The sequence below is a fragment of the Salinigranum halophilum genome, from assembly GCF_007004735.1.
In the GTDB taxonomy this organism is placed as follows: Archaea; Halobacteriota; Halobacteria; order Halobacteriales; family Haloferacaceae; genus Salinigranum; species Salinigranum halophilum.
Window position 1 is genome coordinate 525,129 of sequence record NZ_SSNL01000006.1, and the last position, 16,584, is coordinate 541,712.

General features: G+C 63.3%; 16 protein-coding genes. 5 read left to right on the forward strand and 11 right to left on the reverse strand.

Translation table 11 applies throughout. The features are described from left to right. Window positions 1–123 precede the first annotated feature (123 nt). The gene (locus E6N53_RS17635) at window positions 124–1,341 is read left to right on the forward strand and encodes a Gfo/Idh/MocA family protein (RefSeq protein WP_142860794.1); all 1,218 of its coding nucleotides are present in this window, start codon (window positions 124–126) and stop codon (window positions 1,339–1,341) included. Window positions 1,342–1,347: 6 nt separating this feature from the next. On the opposite strand, the gene E6N53_RS17640 is transcribed toward E6N53_RS17635, so the two are convergent. Further along, window positions 1,348–2,379, reverse strand: a complete 1,032-nt coding sequence (locus tag E6N53_RS17640; RefSeq protein ID WP_142860795.1) for a Gfo/Idh/MocA family protein — start codon at window positions 2,377–2,379, stop codon at window positions 1,348–1,350. 160 nt (window positions 2,380–2,539) lie between these two features. On the opposite strand from E6N53_RS17640, the gene E6N53_RS17645 reads away from it, so the two are divergent. Together E6N53_RS17645 and E6N53_RS17650 are read left to right on the forward strand one after the other, a co-directional pair. Then, window positions 2,540–3,778 carry a Gfo/Idh/MocA family protein gene (locus E6N53_RS17645; RefSeq protein ID WP_142860796.1) on the forward strand — a complete coding sequence of 413 codons (1,239 nt, stop codon included), beginning with the start codon at window positions 2,540–2,542 and terminating at the stop codon, window positions 3,776–3,778. Between the two features lie 85 nt (window positions 3,779–3,863). Then, window positions 3,864–5,078: an aminotransferase class V-fold PLP-dependent enzyme gene (locus E6N53_RS17650; RefSeq protein ID WP_142860797.1), complete on the forward strand. Its 1,215-nt coding sequence runs from the start codon at window positions 3,864–3,866 to the stop codon at window positions 5,076–5,078. A 44-nt stretch (window positions 5,079–5,122) separates the two neighbouring features. On the opposite strand, the gene E6N53_RS17655 is transcribed toward E6N53_RS17650, so the two are convergent. From E6N53_RS17655 to E6N53_RS17680, 6 genes are all read right to left on the reverse strand, one after another. Continuing rightward, on the reverse strand, window positions 5,123–6,208 hold the full coding sequence (locus E6N53_RS17655) for a glucose 1-dehydrogenase (RefSeq protein ID WP_142860798.1): 1,086 nt from the start codon (window positions 6,206–6,208) through the stop codon (window positions 5,123–5,125). Further along, window positions 6,205–6,588: a Rid family detoxifying hydrolase gene (locus E6N53_RS17660; protein WP_142860799.1), complete on the reverse strand. Its 384-nt coding sequence runs from the start codon at window positions 6,586–6,588 to the stop codon at window positions 6,205–6,207. Before E6N53_RS17660 ends, E6N53_RS17655 begins: the two co-directional genes overlap by 4 nt. 159 nt (window positions 6,589–6,747) lie before the next feature. Beyond that, entirely contained in the window at window positions 6,748–7,806 is a 1,059-nt protein-coding gene (locus E6N53_RS17665; protein ID WP_142860800.1) for an ABC transporter permease, read from the reverse strand. After that, window positions 7,803–8,879 carry an ABC transporter permease gene (locus E6N53_RS17670; RefSeq protein WP_394343782.1) on the reverse strand — a complete coding sequence of 359 codons (1,077 nt, stop codon included), beginning with the start codon at window positions 8,877–8,879 and terminating at the stop codon, window positions 7,803–7,805. The genes E6N53_RS17665 and E6N53_RS17670 overlap by 4 nt, the downstream gene beginning before the upstream one ends. 50 nt (window positions 8,880–8,929) lie before the next feature. Beyond that, window positions 8,930–10,498, reverse strand: coding sequence for an ABC transporter ATP-binding protein (locus E6N53_RS17675; RefSeq protein WP_142860801.1), 1,569 nt, complete (start codon window positions 10,496–10,498; stop codon window positions 8,930–8,932). A gap of 56 nt (window positions 10,499–10,554) precedes the next feature. Continuing rightward, a complete protein-coding gene (locus E6N53_RS17680) occupies window positions 10,555–11,808 on the reverse strand; it encodes a BMP family ABC transporter substrate-binding protein (RefSeq protein WP_142860802.1) in 1,254 nt (417 codons plus the stop codon). Window positions 11,809–12,435: 627 nt separating this feature from the next. Here E6N53_RS17680 and E6N53_RS17685 point away from each other — a divergent pair. After that, window positions 12,436–13,260: a PIG-L deacetylase family protein gene (locus tag E6N53_RS17685; RefSeq protein ID WP_142860803.1), complete on the forward strand. Its 825-nt coding sequence runs from the start codon at window positions 12,436–12,438 to the stop codon at window positions 13,258–13,260. Window positions 13,261–13,632: 372 nt separating this feature from the next. Beyond that, a complete protein-coding gene (locus E6N53_RS17690; protein WP_142860804.1) occupies window positions 13,633–14,559 on the forward strand; it encodes a carbohydrate kinase family protein in 927 nt (308 codons plus the stop codon). Window positions 14,560–14,695: 136 nt separating this feature from the next. Here the strand turns inward: E6N53_RS17690 and E6N53_RS17695 are convergent, their stop codons facing one another. The 4 genes from E6N53_RS17695 to E6N53_RS17710 all read right to left on the reverse strand — a co-directional run bounded on the left by E6N53_RS17695 (window position 14,696) and on the right by E6N53_RS17710 (window position 16,537). After that, complete coding sequence (locus E6N53_RS17695) at window positions 14,696–14,896, reverse strand: PIN domain-containing protein (RefSeq protein ID WP_236642404.1); 201 nt, start codon at window positions 14,894–14,896, stop codon at window positions 14,696–14,698. 71 nt (window positions 14,897–14,967) lie between these two features. Further along, a complete protein-coding gene (locus E6N53_RS21345) occupies window positions 14,968–15,099 on the reverse strand; it encodes an antitoxin VapB family protein (protein ID WP_236642405.1) in 132 nt (43 codons plus the stop codon). 247 nt (window positions 15,100–15,346) lie between these two features. After that, window positions 15,347–15,631: a hypothetical protein gene (locus E6N53_RS17705; RefSeq protein ID WP_142860805.1), complete on the reverse strand. Its 285-nt coding sequence runs from the start codon at window positions 15,629–15,631 to the stop codon at window positions 15,347–15,349. A gap of 336 nt (window positions 15,632–15,967) precedes the next feature. After that, entirely contained in the window at window positions 15,968–16,537 is a 570-nt protein-coding gene (locus E6N53_RS17710; RefSeq protein ID WP_142860806.1) for a response regulator, read from the reverse strand. Window positions 16,538–16,584: the final 47 nt, after the last annotated feature.

Here is a 16,584-nt window from a genome sequence, read left to right on the forward strand (position 1 = left end):
GCCACCCCCCGGCATCGAAGTGTAACACACCGAATCGCTGGTACCGACCTCGCAGTAGCGGCCATCGACGGACGCGTCGGCCTCGGCCGGGGACTTATCACGGCGGCACCCACCAGCACTGACATGACGGATGCGAGTTTCGGTATCGGCGTCGTCGGTGCCGGATTCATCAGTCGCGAGGCGCACCTTCCGAGCGTCGACTACCTCCCCGATGCACACGTCGCTGCGATTCAGAACCGAACGCGAGAGACCGCGGCCGAACTCGCGACGGACTGCCGCGCGGCCGGACGGGGTGAGCCGACGGTCTATGGAGAGGGAGAAGTCGCCGCCCTGGTCGCCGACCCCGACGTCGATGGGGTCTGGGTGACGACGCCGAACTTCGTCCGCGTCGACACCGTCGACACCGTCGTCGACGTCGTCGCCGACGGGGCGTCGCTTCAGGGCATCGCAATCGAGAAACCCATCGCCAGAACGCTGCAGGAGGCAAAACACATCGTCGAGCGAGTCGAATCGATCGACCTCCCTACTGCCTATCTCGAGAACTGGGTGCACGAACCTGACATCAAGAAACTCCGCACCCTCCTCTGGGAACGGGGCCGCGACGCGGGCCGGCCGTATCTCGCGCGGGCACGGGCTGAACACGGCGGTCCTCACTCGGGATGGTTCTGGGACGGACGGCGTCAGGGCGGCGGTGCGCTCACGGACATGCTCTGTCACTCGCTCGCCGGAAACGACTACCTGCTTCGTGACCCGAACTCGGAGACCCCGCTCCAGCCGGACACCGTCTCTGCCGATACGGCCACGCTCAAGTGGGCCCGCGAGGCGTACGCCAACGAGTTGCAGGACAGCTACGGCGTGGACTACCACTCGAACCCTTCGGAGGATTACGCCCGAGTGACCGTCCACTACGAGGACGACAGGGGCAACCCGGTCGTCTCGGAGGCGACCGGGTCCTGGTGTTACGTCGGCTCCGGCGTGAGCCGTCGAATCGAACTACTCGGCCCGGAGTACTCGGGGCAGGTCCAGTCCGACGACGAGTCGTCGAGCGTCTTCTTTTCGGACGACGTGGCCGGCGGGGGCGGCTGGGCAGAGAAACAGACCGCGACCAGCGGACGGATGCCCATCGCGGCGGCGACCGTCGTCACCGGCGGGTTCGTCGCCGAGAACCGTGATGCGGTCGCCGCCTTCCGCGCCAGCGAGCACGCCACGCTTGACCTCTCCGATGGCGAGCGCATCCTCAGGCTCTGTATGGCGGCGTACAAGGCGGCAGAGGACAACGGGAGCGTCGACCCGACGAACCCTTCACTGGAGACGTACACGCCGCCACCGGCACGGGAGTGACGCGGATTAGTCGACGAGTTCGAGCGTCGTGCCCGCTCGCGCACTCCGTCGAGCGGTTTCGACGATGCGATGGGCCTCCCGACAGAACCCTGCGTTCGCTGGCCCTTCAGGCTCAACGCCGTTCTCCAAGCAGTAGATCAGGTAATATGCGAGGTTCCGGTATCGCTCCGGCAGGTCGTCCGCCTCGACGGTGTAGCCGTCGGGGTGGTCGACAGTCGTGACGCGAACCGGAGCAGCGCGCTCACGCGTGCTGATGCTTCCCTTCTCGCCGACGAGTTCGTACCCTTTCGCTGGCTGTGGCTCCGTCTCCCACGGGTTCGTCAACATCCGCCACGTGGTCTGCAGCGTCGATATTCCCCCTTCGTACCGGCATATCGTCGAACTCTGGACGTCTACTTCCTGTTCCGGGGGTACGTACGTCTCGGCCGTCACCGACTCGGGGAGGTCACCGTCTCGGTACCACGTGCTGAACGTCGCGCCGTACCCGAGGTAGTCGAGGAGGGAGCCACCACCCGCGTCGACGTCGTAGAACCAACTCCCGTCAGGTGGTGCGCCGGCGTTACCGCCGTAGTACTGTACCTCGGTAATCGGGCCGATGGTGCCCTCCTCGACGAGGCGTTTGACGGTGTGTTTTACCGGATGCCAAAGTACCGGCCAGTTGATAACGAGGTGTCTGTCTGCGGGCATCGCGTCGAGCATCCGGTCGGCATCTGCGAGTGACCCCGCCATCGGTTTCTCGATGACGACGTGGACGTCGTGGGGTGCGGCGCGTTCGACGAACGCTGCGTGGTTGGCATTGTGCGGCCCCGCGATGACGACGTCGGGTGCCGTCTTCGACAACATCCGTTCGACGTCGTCGAAGCGGTCTTTCTCACTGAGTTCGCAGTCGGTCATCGCCTGTTCGAGCGACCCCGTCGACGTTTCCGGTGTCTCGTCACAGACGCCGACGAGCTCCGCGTCGGGGTGGTCGTGAACCCATTGCAGGTTCGTGTTCATGTGCATCTGGTCGAAGTTCGCACCCGCGAAGCGCCACGTCATGGACGACGTATCCAGTCACCGCTGTTTCAACGTTTCCCAGCAGAAGGTGTCGGAGAGTCACCGAAACGGGTCGCTGGAGTCCACCACGTTCGCTGTTCTCGAGGCGAGTGAGTGTCCGTCCGGGGCAAGTATTTTGTCAGAATATACAAATGATCTGGGCATGACGACCGAGCGACTGGGAGTTGGGTTCGTCGGTGCTGGATTCATCACACGGGAGTTCCACGCCCCCTCGTTGGCGCGCATCCGAGGGGCCGATGCGGCGGGGGTGATGAACCCGACGCTCAGCAAGGCCGAAGACGTCGCCGCTTCGCTCGAAGACGCTGGATGTGGTGACCCGATGGCGACGAGCGACCTGCGGGAACTGGTGACCGACCCCGACGTCGACGCACTGTGGGTGACCAGTCCGAACCACACGCGCGTCGAGACGGTCCGGACTGTCGTCGACGAGATCGAGCAGGGGGACGCCAACCTCACCGGCATCGCCATCGAGAAACCACTCGCTCGCAACGTTGAGGAAGCGAAGACGATCGTGGACCTGGTCGAACCGACAGACCTGGCACACGCCTATCTGGAGAATCAAGTGTACATGCCCGGTGTCGAACGGATGAAGGAGTTGTTGTGGGAGCGCGCCCCCGCGGCCGGCCGGCCGTATCTCGCCCGCGCCGCCGAGGAACACGCCGGACCGCACAGTTCGTGGTTCTGGGACGGCCGACGGCAGGGTGGTGGCGTCCTCAACGACATGATGTGTCACTCGCACAAAGTGAACCATCACCTCCTCTCCTCGCCGGAAGACCCAGACCTGACGCCGAAGGCAGTCGCTTGTGACCTCTCGACGCTCAAGTGGACGCGCGACGAGTACGCCGACGAACTCGCGGAGGCGCACGGCGTCGACTACCGTGACGAACCGGCGGAGGACTACGCCCGCGCGACGATCTACTACGAGACGCCTGCGGGGGACATCGTCGTGGGGGAAGCGACGAACTCGTGGTGTTTCGTCGGCACCGGCCTCCGCATCAGCGTCGAACTGCTCGGCCCGGAGTACTCCGGGCGGGTCGACACCCTCGACTCGGGGACGGACGTCTTCTTCTCGGGCGACGCCACCGAGAGCGCCGGCTACGCCGTCGAGAAACAACAGGCGACCGAGGGTGGGATGGACGTCCTTGCCGACGAGAGCAACACCTACGGCTACGTCGCACAGAACCGCCACGTCGTCGACGCCTTCCGTGACGGAGAGCACGCTCGGGAGGACCTATCCGACGGCCTCGAGGTGGTGGAACTCTGTATGGCGTCGTACCTCGCCGCAGAGCGTGGCGAGCGTGTCGCGTTCGCGGACGCTGACCTCGAAGAATACGTGCCGGAACCTGCCCGTGGCGCGTTCGACCCCGAACCGCTGGGATGAGCTCCGACCGGCATGCCACGGAGCGTACCGAACTGATTGGGGCAACCGCCGTGCGTATTTGTAGCCGGACCTCGGATGGTCGGACATGAACACCGACAGCGTCTACGACGAGCTCGGGGTATCCCCCGTCGTCAACGCGACGGGGACGAAGACACGAATCGGCGGCAGTCGCATCCGCCCGGACGCACTGGAGGCGATGAACCGCGCGGCCGAGGAGTTCGTTCGTCTCTCAGACCTCCAAGCACGGGCTAGCGAGCGAATCGCGGAGGTAACCGGGGCGGAGGCGGGCTACGTCACCTCAGGTGCGGCGAGTGCGCTCACGCTCGGTGCAGCGGCGTGTATCGCCGGAGACGACCTCGGACGGATGGCACGGCTTCCGGCGACGGACACGCCCGCCGAAATCGTTGTCCCGCGGACACACCGAACGGGCTACGACCACGCTCTCCGGGCCAGCGGAGCGACCATCGTCGACGTCGGGATGAACGACCGATATCTCGGAACCGGGTCGCACAACACCGAACCCTGGGAGATCGCCGACGCCATCACCGAACACACGGTGGCGGTCGCCTATATGGCAAAAGAGTACACTGAGCCGCCGCTGTCGACGGTCACGGCCATCGCACACGAACACGAGGTGCCCGTCATCGTCGACGCCGCAGCAGAACTCCCTCCGACGAGCAACTTCGAGCGGTTCGTCAACGAGGGGGCTGACCTCGTCGCGTTCAGTGGCGGAAAGGCCATTCGTGGGCCGCAGACGACTGGTATCCTCGCGGGCCGACGTGACCTGATCCGGTCGGTCGCAGCCCAACATCTCGACATGCACGCCGCTGCGGACGTCTACACGCCGCCGTCCGACCTGGTCGACGTCGACCGTCTCGGTGGGGTTCCACGACAGGGTATCGGCCGCCCGATGAAGGTTGGCAAGGAAGAACTCGTGGGGTTGCTCGTGGCACTCGACCGGTTCATCGAAGAGGACCACGGCGCCCTGCGCGAGGAGTGGCACAAGCGCTCGAAGCGACTCGCCGACGCGTTGGACCGCGTACCGGGCGTCTCGACAGAGATCAGTGCGGCCGAGGAGGTGGCCGTGGCACCGGAAGTCGTCGTCACCGTCGCCCCCGACGTCGCCGTCACTGACGCCACGACAGTTGTCGGTGACCTCCGGCAGGAGAACCCGCGGGTGTTCGTCGGCGCCGACAGCCTCCCCGAGGCGTTCACGGTGAATCCCATGTGTCTCGACGAGGAGGAGACGACGTACGTCCTCGAGCGACTGCGGGCCCATCTCGGCGGGAACGGGAACTGACCGGAGCCACCGACGCCGACATCGACCCTCGATAGACGAGTGGGTCAAGGCGTCCCGAATTCGACGACCGTCTTGATGGACCTCGTGTCGTCCGCGAGGGCATCGGTGACAGCCTCCGGGGGGTAGACGCCGGTGACGAGCGACTCACAGAACCAGTCGGGGAGGGCGGCGAGAGACTCCTTGGCCGCCTCGAAGTGGCGGCGGTTCGAGTTGACGCTCCCGACGAGCGCTCTGTTATGGAGGACCATCTCGCGGTGGAGTCTCCCGCCGTCGACTTCGAAGGTCCAGTCGTCCGGGATGCCGAGCAGTGCGCCGACGCCGTTCGGGGCGAGCGCGTCAAGCAAGTCGAACGGATGTTTTGCGTGACCTGTCGCCTCGTAGACGAAGTCGACCGACTCATGCGTCTCGGCCATCTCCCTGACGGGCGTTTCGCGAGAGTCGACGTACGTCGCCCCCAACCGCTCGATGATGTCGACCGTCGGGTCGGGACGGTCACGCCGCCCGAGACAGTAGGTGCGCTCGAACGGTTCGTAGCGGCCATGGTCCTGCTGAAGCATCGCCAGCGTGAGCAGGCCGAGCGAGCCGTTGCCGAGGACGAACGCCGTCTTTGGGTGCCAGTCGAACGCCGACCGGGCGGCGAAGGCGTGTTCGACCGCTTTCTCCGTGTTGCTCATCGGTTCGACGAGGAAGCCGTACGCCGCATAGCTGTCCGGAACGGGAACGAGGTGGTCGACGGGGCTCGTGAAGTAGTCGCTCATGTAGCCGTGCGCGCCGACGATTCCACGCTCGACGTAATCGCCATCGGGGGCCATGTCGGGTTCGCCGCGTTCGAAGTAGTCGTTCGTCCGCGTCTCCGGAGGCTGACGGCGGACCGTCGGAACGACGAGCTGTCCTTCGTCGAGCGCCGTCCCGTTGGCCTGCTCGACCACCCCGACGGCCTCGTGCCCGAGTATCTGATACGCCGACCCCGGCGGATAGCCGCCGTGGCTCCCTTCGATCACCTCGTGGTCGGTGCCGTCGATACCGACGCGGAGCGTTCGGACGAGCACTTCGCCGTCGTCTGGTGTGGGGGCTGGAACGTCCATCACGGTCGGCTCGGCGTCACCGCGACGAATCACGACCGCGTTCATCGGTTGGCCGCCGTGGCGATGGCCTCGACCTCGACGTCGATGTCCACCGGAAGGCGAACGATTTCGACGGCGCTTCGGGCCGGATACGGCTCCGAGAGGTACTTTCCGTACAGCTCGTTGAGGGCGTCGTAGTCGTCCATATCGCGGACGAAGACGGTGGTTTTCACCGCGTCGTCGAGCGAACAACCGGCCGCTTGGAGGATGGCGTCGACGTTCGCTAGCGTCAGCGCGGTCTGTGCGGCGACGTCACCCTCGATACGCTCGCCGGATGCGGGATCGATAGGGCCTTGCCCCGAGACGTAGATTCGGTTGCCGTCCTCGATGGCCTGTGAGAACGATCCGATACTCTGTGGCGCGTTCTCGGTGTGTCTCTCTCTCATTCGTCGGCGCTCACGCACTGGTGACCAGCGACCGGCGACGCCTCGTTCGAGGGGAGTCGATTTCGTGTGAGCATCTGGGGCCGATATTCTCGACGGGGCCGTATAACGTTCCGGCCCTCGGACAGTCGAGGGTGGGAACGTCACTCGACGGTGTCGTCGTCAGTCGTCCTCCGTCTCGTAGGGTTCGCCGACTGCGGCGGGGACGCGGGTGTACCCCACGAGCGTCAGGACGACGAGGACTGCCACGTATGGGAACAGCCCAGTGATGCTGCCCGGCAGCGAGATGCCGACGGTCTGCAGTTGAATCTGGAGCATGTCCATCGCGCCGAACAGAAGCGACGCGAGGAACGCCCCGATTGGGTTGTAGTTCCCGAAGAGGTACGCGACGATGGCAATCCAGCCTCGACCGTCGACCATCGTCGCCCCCGTTCCGGTGAAGCCGCTCCCGATGCCGATGGAGAGCACCGCCCCACCGAGACCGGCCATGACGCCGGAAAAAACCACGGTGGCGTACCGGACGCGGTTCACGTCGACGCCGGCCGTGTCGAGTGCCTCCGGGTTCTCGCCGGCGGCCTGAACCCAGTAGCCGTACCGCGTGCGGTAGAGGACGACCCACGCCACGATGGCCACGGCAAGAGTGAATAAGACGAGGGGGGAGGCGTCGAAGATGAGGCGACCGAGGACCGGCACTTCGGCGAGCACCGGGACGGTCACGCTGTTGATGTTCGGTAGCGTCGGACTGGAGACGCCGCCCCAGATGACCGTCGCGGTGAACGGCCCGAACCCCAACCCGATGAACCAGACGGCGAGGCCGACGACGATCTGATCGGCCTTGTATCGAATCGTCAAGAGGGCAAAGATGTACGTGAGAATCCCACAGACGACCATCGCGGCGAGGACGCCGACCCAGAGGTCGGCCTGTGAGACCGAGGTATCACCGGCGATGAACCACGACACCGCGGCGGCCGTCAGCGCGCCGAATATCATGAACCCCTCGAGCCCGATGTTGAACACCCCGCTCTTCTCGGCGAAGAGGCCGCCGATGGCGGCCAGCGCGATGGGCGTCGCCGCCTGGAGCGACCGCTGGAGCGTCCCCACGGTCAGGAGTTCCGCACCGGGAAGGTCCAAGCCCGCAGCGGCCACCACCAGGACACCGACGAGTATCGCCCCGGTGCCGATTTTCACGGGGTTGTCCGTCACGTACTCTGCGACGGTCATTCGTCATCCCCCCCGAGTCCGACGCGTCGAGCGCTCATGCGGAACAGTTCGGGTGCGGCGACGAACAGCACGATGAGGCCGATGACGCCGTCGACGAGTTCCGCCGGGACGTCGAGCGTGAACCCGATATACTGCCCTCCGGCGTCCAACGCGCCGAACAGGATTCCTGCCGGAATCACACCGAGTGGGTTGTTCGCGGCGAGCAGACTCACGGCGATTGCGTCGAATCCGAACGTGGGGAACGTGCTGGGGTCGCTGTAGTAGCCGAGAATCATGATGGCGAAGATCGCGCCGGCGAGGCCCGCAACCATCCCGGAGAAGGTCATCGTGGTGATAATCGTCCGGTTTGAGTTGACGCCAGAGTAATCCGCCGCACGCTGTTGGTAGCCGCTCGTCACGAGGTCGTACCCGAACCGCGTCCGGGCCATGACGACGTAGACGCCGACGGCAGTGAGAAGGGCGACTCCGAGGCCGATGACGGAGAACGACCCGCTTCCGAAGACGAATCCGGGCAGGCCGATGTAGGAGGGGAACGACTCGGTGTTGGGCGCGGAAGTCCCTGCGGGACGGAGGTACGCGTCGATGAGGAAGTAGACGACGCCGGAGGCGATGAAGTTCAACATGATGGTCGTGATGACCTCGTTCGCGTCCGCGTACGCCTTCATCAGTCCGGGCAGTGTCGCGTACGCGCCGCCGACAGCGATAGCAATCAACGTCCCGAGGATCATCAAGAGGACGCCCCCGCCTGCTCCACCCGGGAGGACGGGTGCGAGAAAGATAATCGTCAGCGCCGTAGCGAAGCCGCCGACGACGAACTGGCCTTGGACGCCGATATTGAAGACACCGGCTCTAAACGCAACGGCGACCGCAACGCCCGTCAGGATGAGCATCGTCGACTGACGGAGGGTGAAGGCGACGTTCGAGAGGTTTCCGACCGCACCGTAGACCAACGACGAGACGAACGCGACGGCATCATAGCCGGTGGCTGCGACGATGACCGATCCGATAAGCAGTGCGAGCGTCGTTGATAGGAGCGCGATGGCGAACCGCTCGAACACGGTCGCGTCGAGCATCCGGTCCGCGAGTCGGTCGAGCACCGCTCTCAGTCGCGAGGGCTCCGCGCTCACGACTGAATCCCCGACTCTACCTCGCCGTCGGTCGTCTCGCGCCGTTTCTGCCCAGCCATCATCAGCCCGATCTCCTCTTCGGTCACCTCGTCGGGGTCGACGATATCGACGAACCGCCCCTCGGAGATGACTGCCAGTCTGTCTGAGAGCTTCTGGACCTCGTCGAGTTTCGACGAGACGAGTAGGATTGCCAAGCCGGCGTCACGCATCTCGAGGAGGCGGTTGTGGATGAACTCGATGGAGCCGATGTCGACGCCACGCGTCGGATGGGAGGCGACGACGAGGTCCGGATGATGTTCGAGTTCACGGCCGACGACGAACTTCTGCTGGTTGCCCCCCGAGAGCGAGTGTGCCTCCGCGTCCAAGTTCGGAGGCTGCACGTCGTACTCTGAGATGACCTCCTTCGCGTGGTCGCGGACCGCTTCCCAGTCGATGAACCCCCCGTTGACGAACGGTTCGATGGTCTGGTTACCGAGTAAGGCGTTTCGGACGAGACTGTACTCCTGGACGAGCCCGCGCTCTTGCCGGTCTTCGGGGACGTACGCGATGCCCGCTTCGATACGCTTCCGACGGCTCATCCGCGTGATGTCTTCCCCGTCGAATGTGACTCGTCCCGACTCGACCGGTCGGAGGCCGGTGATCGCTTCGACGAGTTCCGACTGGCCGTTGCCGTCGACGCCGGCGATACCGAACACCTCGCCGGACCGGACGGTCAGGTCGATGCCGTCGGCCTGTGTGATATCGCGGTCGTCTCGCACGTGGACGTCGTCGACATCAAGGACGACATCTCCCGGCGTGCTCGTCCGTTCTTCGACATCGAAGAGGACGTCACGACCGACCATCATGCGTGCGAGTTCTTGTTCGGTCGTGGCCCCGCCGTCGACTGTCCCGACGGCCTTCCCGTCACGGAGGACGGTGATGTCGTCGGCGACGGCCATCGCCTCCTCGAGTTTGTGCGTGATGAAGATGAGCGAGCGCCCGCTGTCGGTCAACGCCTCCATCACGCCGAACAGTTCTTCGACCTCTTGTGGTGTCAGAACCGCCGTTGGCTCGTCAAGGATGAGCGTATCGGCCCCGCGGTAGAGGCTCTTGACGATCTCGACCCGCTGTTGAATCCCGACGCCGAGGTCCTCGATGCGTTCGTCCAGAACGCGGTCGACATCGAAGCCGTAGGTCGAACAGACCTCTTCGATGGTCGACCGGGCATCGCCCTCGTCCACGAGTCCCTTCGCGGTGGGTTCGTGTCCGAGGATGATGTTCTGGATGACGGTCATCGTATCCACGAGTTGGAAGTGCTGGTGAATCATCCCGACCCCTGCGTCGATGGCGTCGCGTGGCGAGTCGAACGTCTCTTCTGTGCCGTCTATCCTGATTCGCCCGTCGTCGGGGGTGTACAGCCCATAGAGGATGCTCATCAACGTCGTCTTACCCGCACCGTTCTCACCGACGAGGGCGTGGACCGTCCCGTGGTCGACGGTCAGGTCGACGCCGTCGTTCGCGAGGACGTCGCCGAACCGCTTGGTGATGCCTTCGAGTTCGACAGCGGGCACTGTTGGAGAACCCATTACTGTGTGTCCTTGTGGTCGTCTAACATATATCGTCGGAACAGGCGGCGTTCCCGTCAGTTCTGACAACCGGCGGCCGTACAGGGCACCGTGATGTCGCCGTCGACGATGGCCTGCTTCGATTCTTCGAGGTTCTGTGTGACAGCGTCGGGGAGTTTTGGACCGATGGCGTTGCCCAGAACGACGGCAACGGCGTCTTGATCCAATCCGAGGACGTTCCGCCCGTTGACTTCCTCCCAGTTGTCGTTCACGACTCCTTCGGCGACGAGGTATGTCCCTTCGTTGATGTACTTGACCGCCGAGCCCATGATGACGTCCTCGTAGTCAGGGAGCGTCACGGACTGGTCGGCGTCGACGCCGATGGCGAACCGGTTTGCCTCCTGGGCGGCCTGGAAGACGCCCTGTCCGGCGGCGGCAGCCGCCTGATAGACGATGTCGGCGCCGGCGTCGTACTGTGATGCGGCGATGTTGGCTGCGGTCTGCGTGTCGGTGTAGTTCCCGATGTAACCGACGCGGACTTCGATGTCCTCGTTGACCCAGTGGACACCTTCGACGTAGGCCCGCTCGAACGCGTTGATGAGCGCCCCGTCGACGCCGCCCACGAAGCCGACTGTCGTCCCGTCGGGGTCGAGCGAGTTCCCCTCGTGGGAGAGTTCGCGGTCTGCCATCGTCCCGGCGAGGACGCCCGCCTGGAAAGACATCTGGTGGTTCGCCCAGATGTAGCCGCCGACGTTCGGCTGGTCGATGTGGTCGTTGATGAGCATCCAGTTCTGGTCCGGATACTCCTCGGCGTTCGTCTGCAGCGCCTGTGTGTGCTGGTAGCCGACCAACACGATGAGGTCGTAGTCGGGATTCTGACTTTCCGCGAGTCGTGACTGGACCGTCCCGTAGTTCGACTGGTTCGTCTCTTCGACCTGCTGGAGTTCGATGTTGTACTCGTCCGCGGCGTTCTGGAGCCCCTCGTACGCGAGGTCGTTGAACGCCCGGTCACCGAATCCGGCCGAACTGGAGACGATAGCAATGTTGTTCGAGCCGCTCCCGCCACTGCTGTCACCGCTACTTGACCCGCCACCGTCGCCGCTGCCGCCGCTGTCGTCCGACCCACCGTCTCCGCCGTCATCGCTCCCACCGTCACCACTTCCGCCGCCACCGCTCCCGCCGCCACCGCTTCCGGCACAGCCCGCAACGCCACCGAGGAGTGCCGTCGCGGCACCGGTCCGGAGGATGTTTCGACGGCTGAACGTGTCCGCCGTCACTGCGCGCCTGGACGCGGATTCGGACTGCTCGTCTGGGGTCTTCTCTGACGCCATACGTTCATCTATCTAGTGGGATGTATAAATGATAAGGGTCTTTTATGACTTTTGCGTAATAAACTACCCTCACGACGGGGGCTCATCCCACCTCGCAAGCCGACAGTCGCGTGAGACGCGAGTGAACTGTGTCGGCTACGCGAGTGTGTCCCGATTACGGAGTTCCGAGGAGAAAGCCCCGCTGTTTACGACGGGGATGAATCCGACAACAGGGACGCTGCCACACAGTTTTATCGAGCCTGACAGCATACTGTGAAGTAAGCACATCGGACGAAAATTGGAGTTGGATTGGGGTCTCATTCATCAAAAAGCAACCCTGCGTCGGATGTTCTACTCGACCAGTGTGGTTGAGTCGGGCCGATGGCACGGCCTGTGCGGTGCAAGCGGATACCCAAGCAGACCACGCCTCCATTGGGAGACCCGACGCACTACGCACAAACCACAGCCGACACTCCCGTAGTCTCGGTCAGGGTGCCTTCGGTGACGCACGAACGAAGTGCTGTCCCACGAGGGAATCCTCGCCCTTCAGGGCGGGGAGAATGTCAAGAACGGCACCGTACCTGACGTGTCTCCTCGTCGGTTCACTGGGATGACAACGCATTTCATGTACTGTCGAGATAACAGGTCGTGGTTGAGACACGCTCACTGCTGGTCGTCGGGCCCCACCCCGACGACTGTTCGATCAAAACGGGCGGGACGGCGGCGAAGTACGTCGAGGCGGGCCACGAGGTGACGTTCCTCTCGATGACCGACGGGAGTGCGGGCCACCACGAGATGGATCGCTTCTCTCTCGCCGCTCGGCGAAAGCGTGAGACGGAGGCAGTCGCCGAGACGCTCGGTATCGATTACGAGGTGTTCGACATCCCCGATGGGGGCCTCACTCCCTCGTTGGAGAACCGGCGACGGCTCATCCGGTTCATCAGGGGCGTCGATCCCGATCTCGTTCTCGGCCCGCGGATGAACGACTACCACCCCGACCACCGCTACTGCGCCCAACTTCTGCAGGACGCCGCGTATATGCTCATCGTCCCGAACGTCTGCCCAGAGACGCCGCCAGTCGAAACACCCCCCGTGTTCGGCTACGTCGCCGACCACTTCCAGAAGCCGATGCCGTTCGACCCCGACGCCGTCCTTGACGTGACCGACGTCGAGGAGCGGAAACTCGACGCACTTCACTGTCACGAGTCGCAGATGTACGAGTGGCTCCCGTACACGTTCGACGAACTCGATGCCGTCCCCGAGGGGGACGACGCGCGACGGGCGTGGCTTGCGGGCGATGGCCTCTCTCACCTCACTGAACACACGGAGATGAACGTCGCAGACCGCTTCCGAGGTGAACTGCGCGCGCGCTACGACGATGCGAGTGCCGTCACCCACGCCGAAGCCATCGAGATCTCGGAGTACGGCGCACCGCTCACGGACGAGCGTCGTGAGGAACTGTTCTTCTTCTAAGAGCGCGCGCACGGCTCTCGACGTGACCTGTCCCTCAGCGCCCAAGCGTCCCTTACGCGCGACCGGCGCGTCGGGGGTCGACTCACGGGGTGTGCTCGACTGCAGTTCGACAGGTGTCTCCCTGCATCGGCCACGTTCCGAGTCCCAGTGCCGGGACGCCACACCGTCAGCGGTGACGTGTTCGATATGCTCCACCAATGGGCTGGTGCGAGAAGAGACTATGCAAGCGACGGTTCACACCCGCCGGATTTCGCTTCGAGTACCCCCCCGTTCTCGACTCGCTTCGATGGCCGGGAGCGTGAGAGTCGGCACGTGTGCTTTAGACCGGAATCTACTGTAGGTTCAAGACGCTCGGTCGTCTGAGTAAGCGTAATGCCGTCGAGAGATGTCGTCGCGGTCGGGAGTGCCGTCATCGATCACCTCTATACACTCTCGAACTTACCGGAACCCGACGGCGGTGCGTTCGTCCGCGACCACACGACCGACGTGGGTGGAGTGGCCGCGAACGTCGCAGCTGGACTCGCGGAACTCGGGGACGAAACAGGCGTGATATCACGCGTTGGCGCCGATACCGCTGCTGAGATAACAGACGACTTACGAACACGCGGTATCGATTGTAGCCGGATTCGCTCTGGCTCCGAAGAGTCGTCGTACACGTTAATCCTCCGGGGCCAGGGTGGAGAACGGATGATCATCGCAGGCGGGCAGAGCGTTCCGAACCTTCGACTCAACGACCACGATATCACGTACGCCAGTGACGCCGAAGTGGTCTTCACCAGTGCCTACGCCCCCGATGCGGCGGTTTCGAAGCTCGTGAACGCGCGTGAACGTGGTGAGGTTTCGACGCTCGTCTTCGACCTCGCTGGGCCGCTCTCGGAACTCGAAGGCCGGGGAACCGCCCCATCGACCATCGATCAACTGCTCTCTGCCGTTGATCTCTTTGTGGTCGGTGAGGTCGCTGCACGATCGTACTTTGGCGGTGTCGAGGACGCCGTCGCCGCTCTGGCCCGACGAGCCGTCCCTCGAGCCGCTGTCACGCAGGGCGAGACCGGGGCATTGTTAATCGACGGGGACACAGTGACCGAGGTCCCTGCCTTCGACGTGAATACTGCAGATACGACTGGCGCTGGCGACGTCTTCACAGCGGGGCTGATTCACACCTGGCTGCTCGATACCGATTCGGTGCGAGAAGCAGGACGGTTTGCCGCCGCTGCTGCAGCACTCAGTTGTACGGCGGACCATGCCCGTGGTCGACTCCCGACTGATGCCGATGTGCGAGAGTTCCTCGCGAATCACTGAGGACGGGCCCGACAAGGACGTTTGCTGGTGATTCATCGGTGAGATTGGTCGTCTGAGCCTTGCGTCTAAGCACAGCTCCGGCGATTGCTCCGTCGGCAATCCAAAGTCGTCGAATCCGGATTCAGGCGTCACACAGTTATCGCTCGATTATGACTCTCCCGAAGTTCTCACGCGCGCCTCTGAGGTCAGTCTCACCTGCTGAGAATACTTCACCGGCGAAGACATCGTAGATACAGAGACTGGACGCGACCAGAGTCGGTCGTTCATCGACGGACTCGACAACGTCTTCGACACCGTCGAGGTAATCGATGATACTCGACGAATCGAGCAAGGTCACCGCTGGAAGCTCTCTCGGGAACGCTCGGTAGCTTCGCGCGCCTTTTCGGGTTTGCCATTGTCAGTTCCTTTCTACGCGCCAGCCTTCATTCTTGACCCCTCGTTCGCCAGTCGGTCGAGGAACTCAGCCCAACTCTCCTCTTCACGCTTCAGCCTCGCCAGCTTCTCCTTCGTCTCCTCGGAGACGCGAATTGACGTGCTCATGTGCATACATTGTGTATGCAGTCCGAAGTGGTTTGAGAGAACCGCCACTGTTGACTTGTGGCAATGATTTCAGGGTCAAGATTGCTGTACACTTCCTCTGTACCGGTCACGCCACTCCCGACAGAGACTGAGTCGTTGTCGGAGACGCTGATGTATAAGAGGGCGCGTCTCGGTCAGAGAAGGCGCTCGCACTCGCGGTCGTCGTATCGAGATTCACAAGCAGGCACATCGATCGAGCGCTTGGAGACTACGGCTCGGACGACGCGCCGACCCCGTCGGCGATCGCTTGGAGTTCGGCCTTCCGGAAGGTGGAGCCGTCTGCTGTCTCTCGCGACTCCGCGATACCGACCTGTGCCCGGATTTGTCGGCGCATCCGCGCTGTTGACGGACGCCCCGCTTCGTCGACACTGGTCCCGAGTGCCTCACAGATCGCCTGCAGCTCCTCCTTCGTGAACGATGCCTCGAACTCCCGTTCGAAGCGGCCCGTCGCCGCTCGAATCGCGTTCCGAACTTCGTGAACAGTAAGGCTCACGACTCTTTACTCTCCTGTAACCTCCGTCAAAGTTCCTACTCGGGAGGAATGAGACGTTTCAGCGGATGGCAGTGGATGCGAACGCTACTTATTGCTGGGCTTGTTTTCGACGTTCAGCAGACTGTTCCTGAGCGAGTTGTGAGCACGAGAGCGAACGTCTCGACACTGGTCTTAGGTGAACACCGTGGCCGTCGGACAGCGCGTAAGAAGAAACAGCGCCGAAAGTCCCTCGACGACGTCTAACCAGTTGTCGTCTCTCTTGGTTCATATAGACCATCTGTCATATGTGGATGAACGTCGATATATTGACCGCATTCACCCCAAACAGAGAGACCTTCACCCAGCTCGATTGATCGCGGTGAACGTCTCTCGCATCTCGGCGAAGTTCTCTTCCGAGACCATGAGTTCCTCACGGAGTGTCTCGCTTCGCCGTTGCATCCGGAGGTACTCGGTGGACTCCGCGAGCTGTTCAGATGTCTGCTCAGCCTCGAGTACGGCCAGTTTCGCCGCGAGGCTGAAAAAGGCCGTGAGTGGGTCATCGTACGACGCAGCCTCCAGTTGCTGGTCGACCGCTGCGAAGAGGTCCTCTTTGTCGATTGGTTTACAGAGGTAATCGTCGAAGGGCATGTCGACGATACCGAATCCGGGGTCGACTGCCGTCACCATGATGATACGGCAGTCGTACCCGTCGTCTCGGAGGTCACGCAACACGTGATCACCCGAATACGGCATCCGACGGTCCAACAACACCACGTCTACCGCGTCGTCCATCTCCGCGAGCGCTTCTTCACCACCGTACGCTGTTCTGACGTCTCCGTAACGCGTTCGTAACCGGAGCGCGTACGCATCGGCGACTTCGCGTTCGTCATCGACGACGAGAATCGTTCCCGCTCTCTCCTGTGCCATAGTATCACGCGCCAATGAGATTGGTCACTGAAGCTGTTATACTTTAG

Bases quoted from the DNA above. Each gene is read 5' to 3' on its own strand.
- E6N53_RS17645 (WP_142860796.1), top strand. From the start codon at position 2,540: ATGACGACCGAGCGACTGGGAGTTGGGTTCGTCGGTGCTGGATTCATC.
- E6N53_RS17675 (WP_142860801.1), bottom strand. From the start codon at position 10,498: ATGGGTTCTCCAACAGTGCCCGCTGTCGAACTCGAAGGCATCACCAAG.
- E6N53_RS17640 (WP_142860795.1), bottom strand. From the start codon at position 2,379: ATGACGTGGCGCTTCGCGGGTGCGAACTTCGACCAGATGCACATGAAC.
- E6N53_RS17710 (WP_142860806.1), bottom strand. From the start codon at position 16,537: ATGGCACAGGAGAGAGCGGGAACGATTCTCGTCGTCGATGACGAACGC.
- E6N53_RS17660 (WP_142860799.1), bottom strand. From the start codon at position 6,588: ATGAGAGAGAGACACACCGAGAACGCGCCACAGAGTATCGGATCGTTC.
- E6N53_RS17690 (WP_142860804.1), top strand. From the start codon at position 13,633: ATGCCGTCGAGAGATGTCGTCGCGGTCGGGAGTGCCGTCATCGATCAC.
- E6N53_RS17665 (WP_142860800.1), bottom strand. From the start codon at position 7,806: ATGACCGTCGCAGAGTACGTGACGGACAACCCCGTGAAAATCGGCACC.
- E6N53_RS17680 (WP_142860802.1), bottom strand. From the start codon at position 11,808: ATGGCGTCAGAGAAGACCCCAGACGAGCAGTCCGAATCCGCGTCCAGG.
- E6N53_RS21345 (WP_236642405.1), bottom strand. From the start codon at position 15,099: ATGAGCACGTCAATTCGCGTCTCCGAGGAGACGAAGGAGAAGCTGGCG.
- E6N53_RS17650 (WP_142860797.1), top strand. From the start codon at position 3,864: ATGAACACCGACAGCGTCTACGACGAGCTCGGGGTATCCCCCGTCGTC.
- E6N53_RS17670 (WP_394343782.1), bottom strand. From the start codon at position 8,879: ATGCTCGACGCGACCGTGTTCGAGCGGTTCGCCATCGCGCTCCTATCA.
- E6N53_RS17635 (WP_142860794.1), top strand. From the start codon at position 124: ATGACGGATGCGAGTTTCGGTATCGGCGTCGTCGGTGCCGGATTCATC.
- E6N53_RS17655 (WP_142860798.1), bottom strand. From the start codon at position 6,208: ATGAACGCGGTCGTGATTCGTCGCGGTGACGCCGAGCCGACCGTGATG.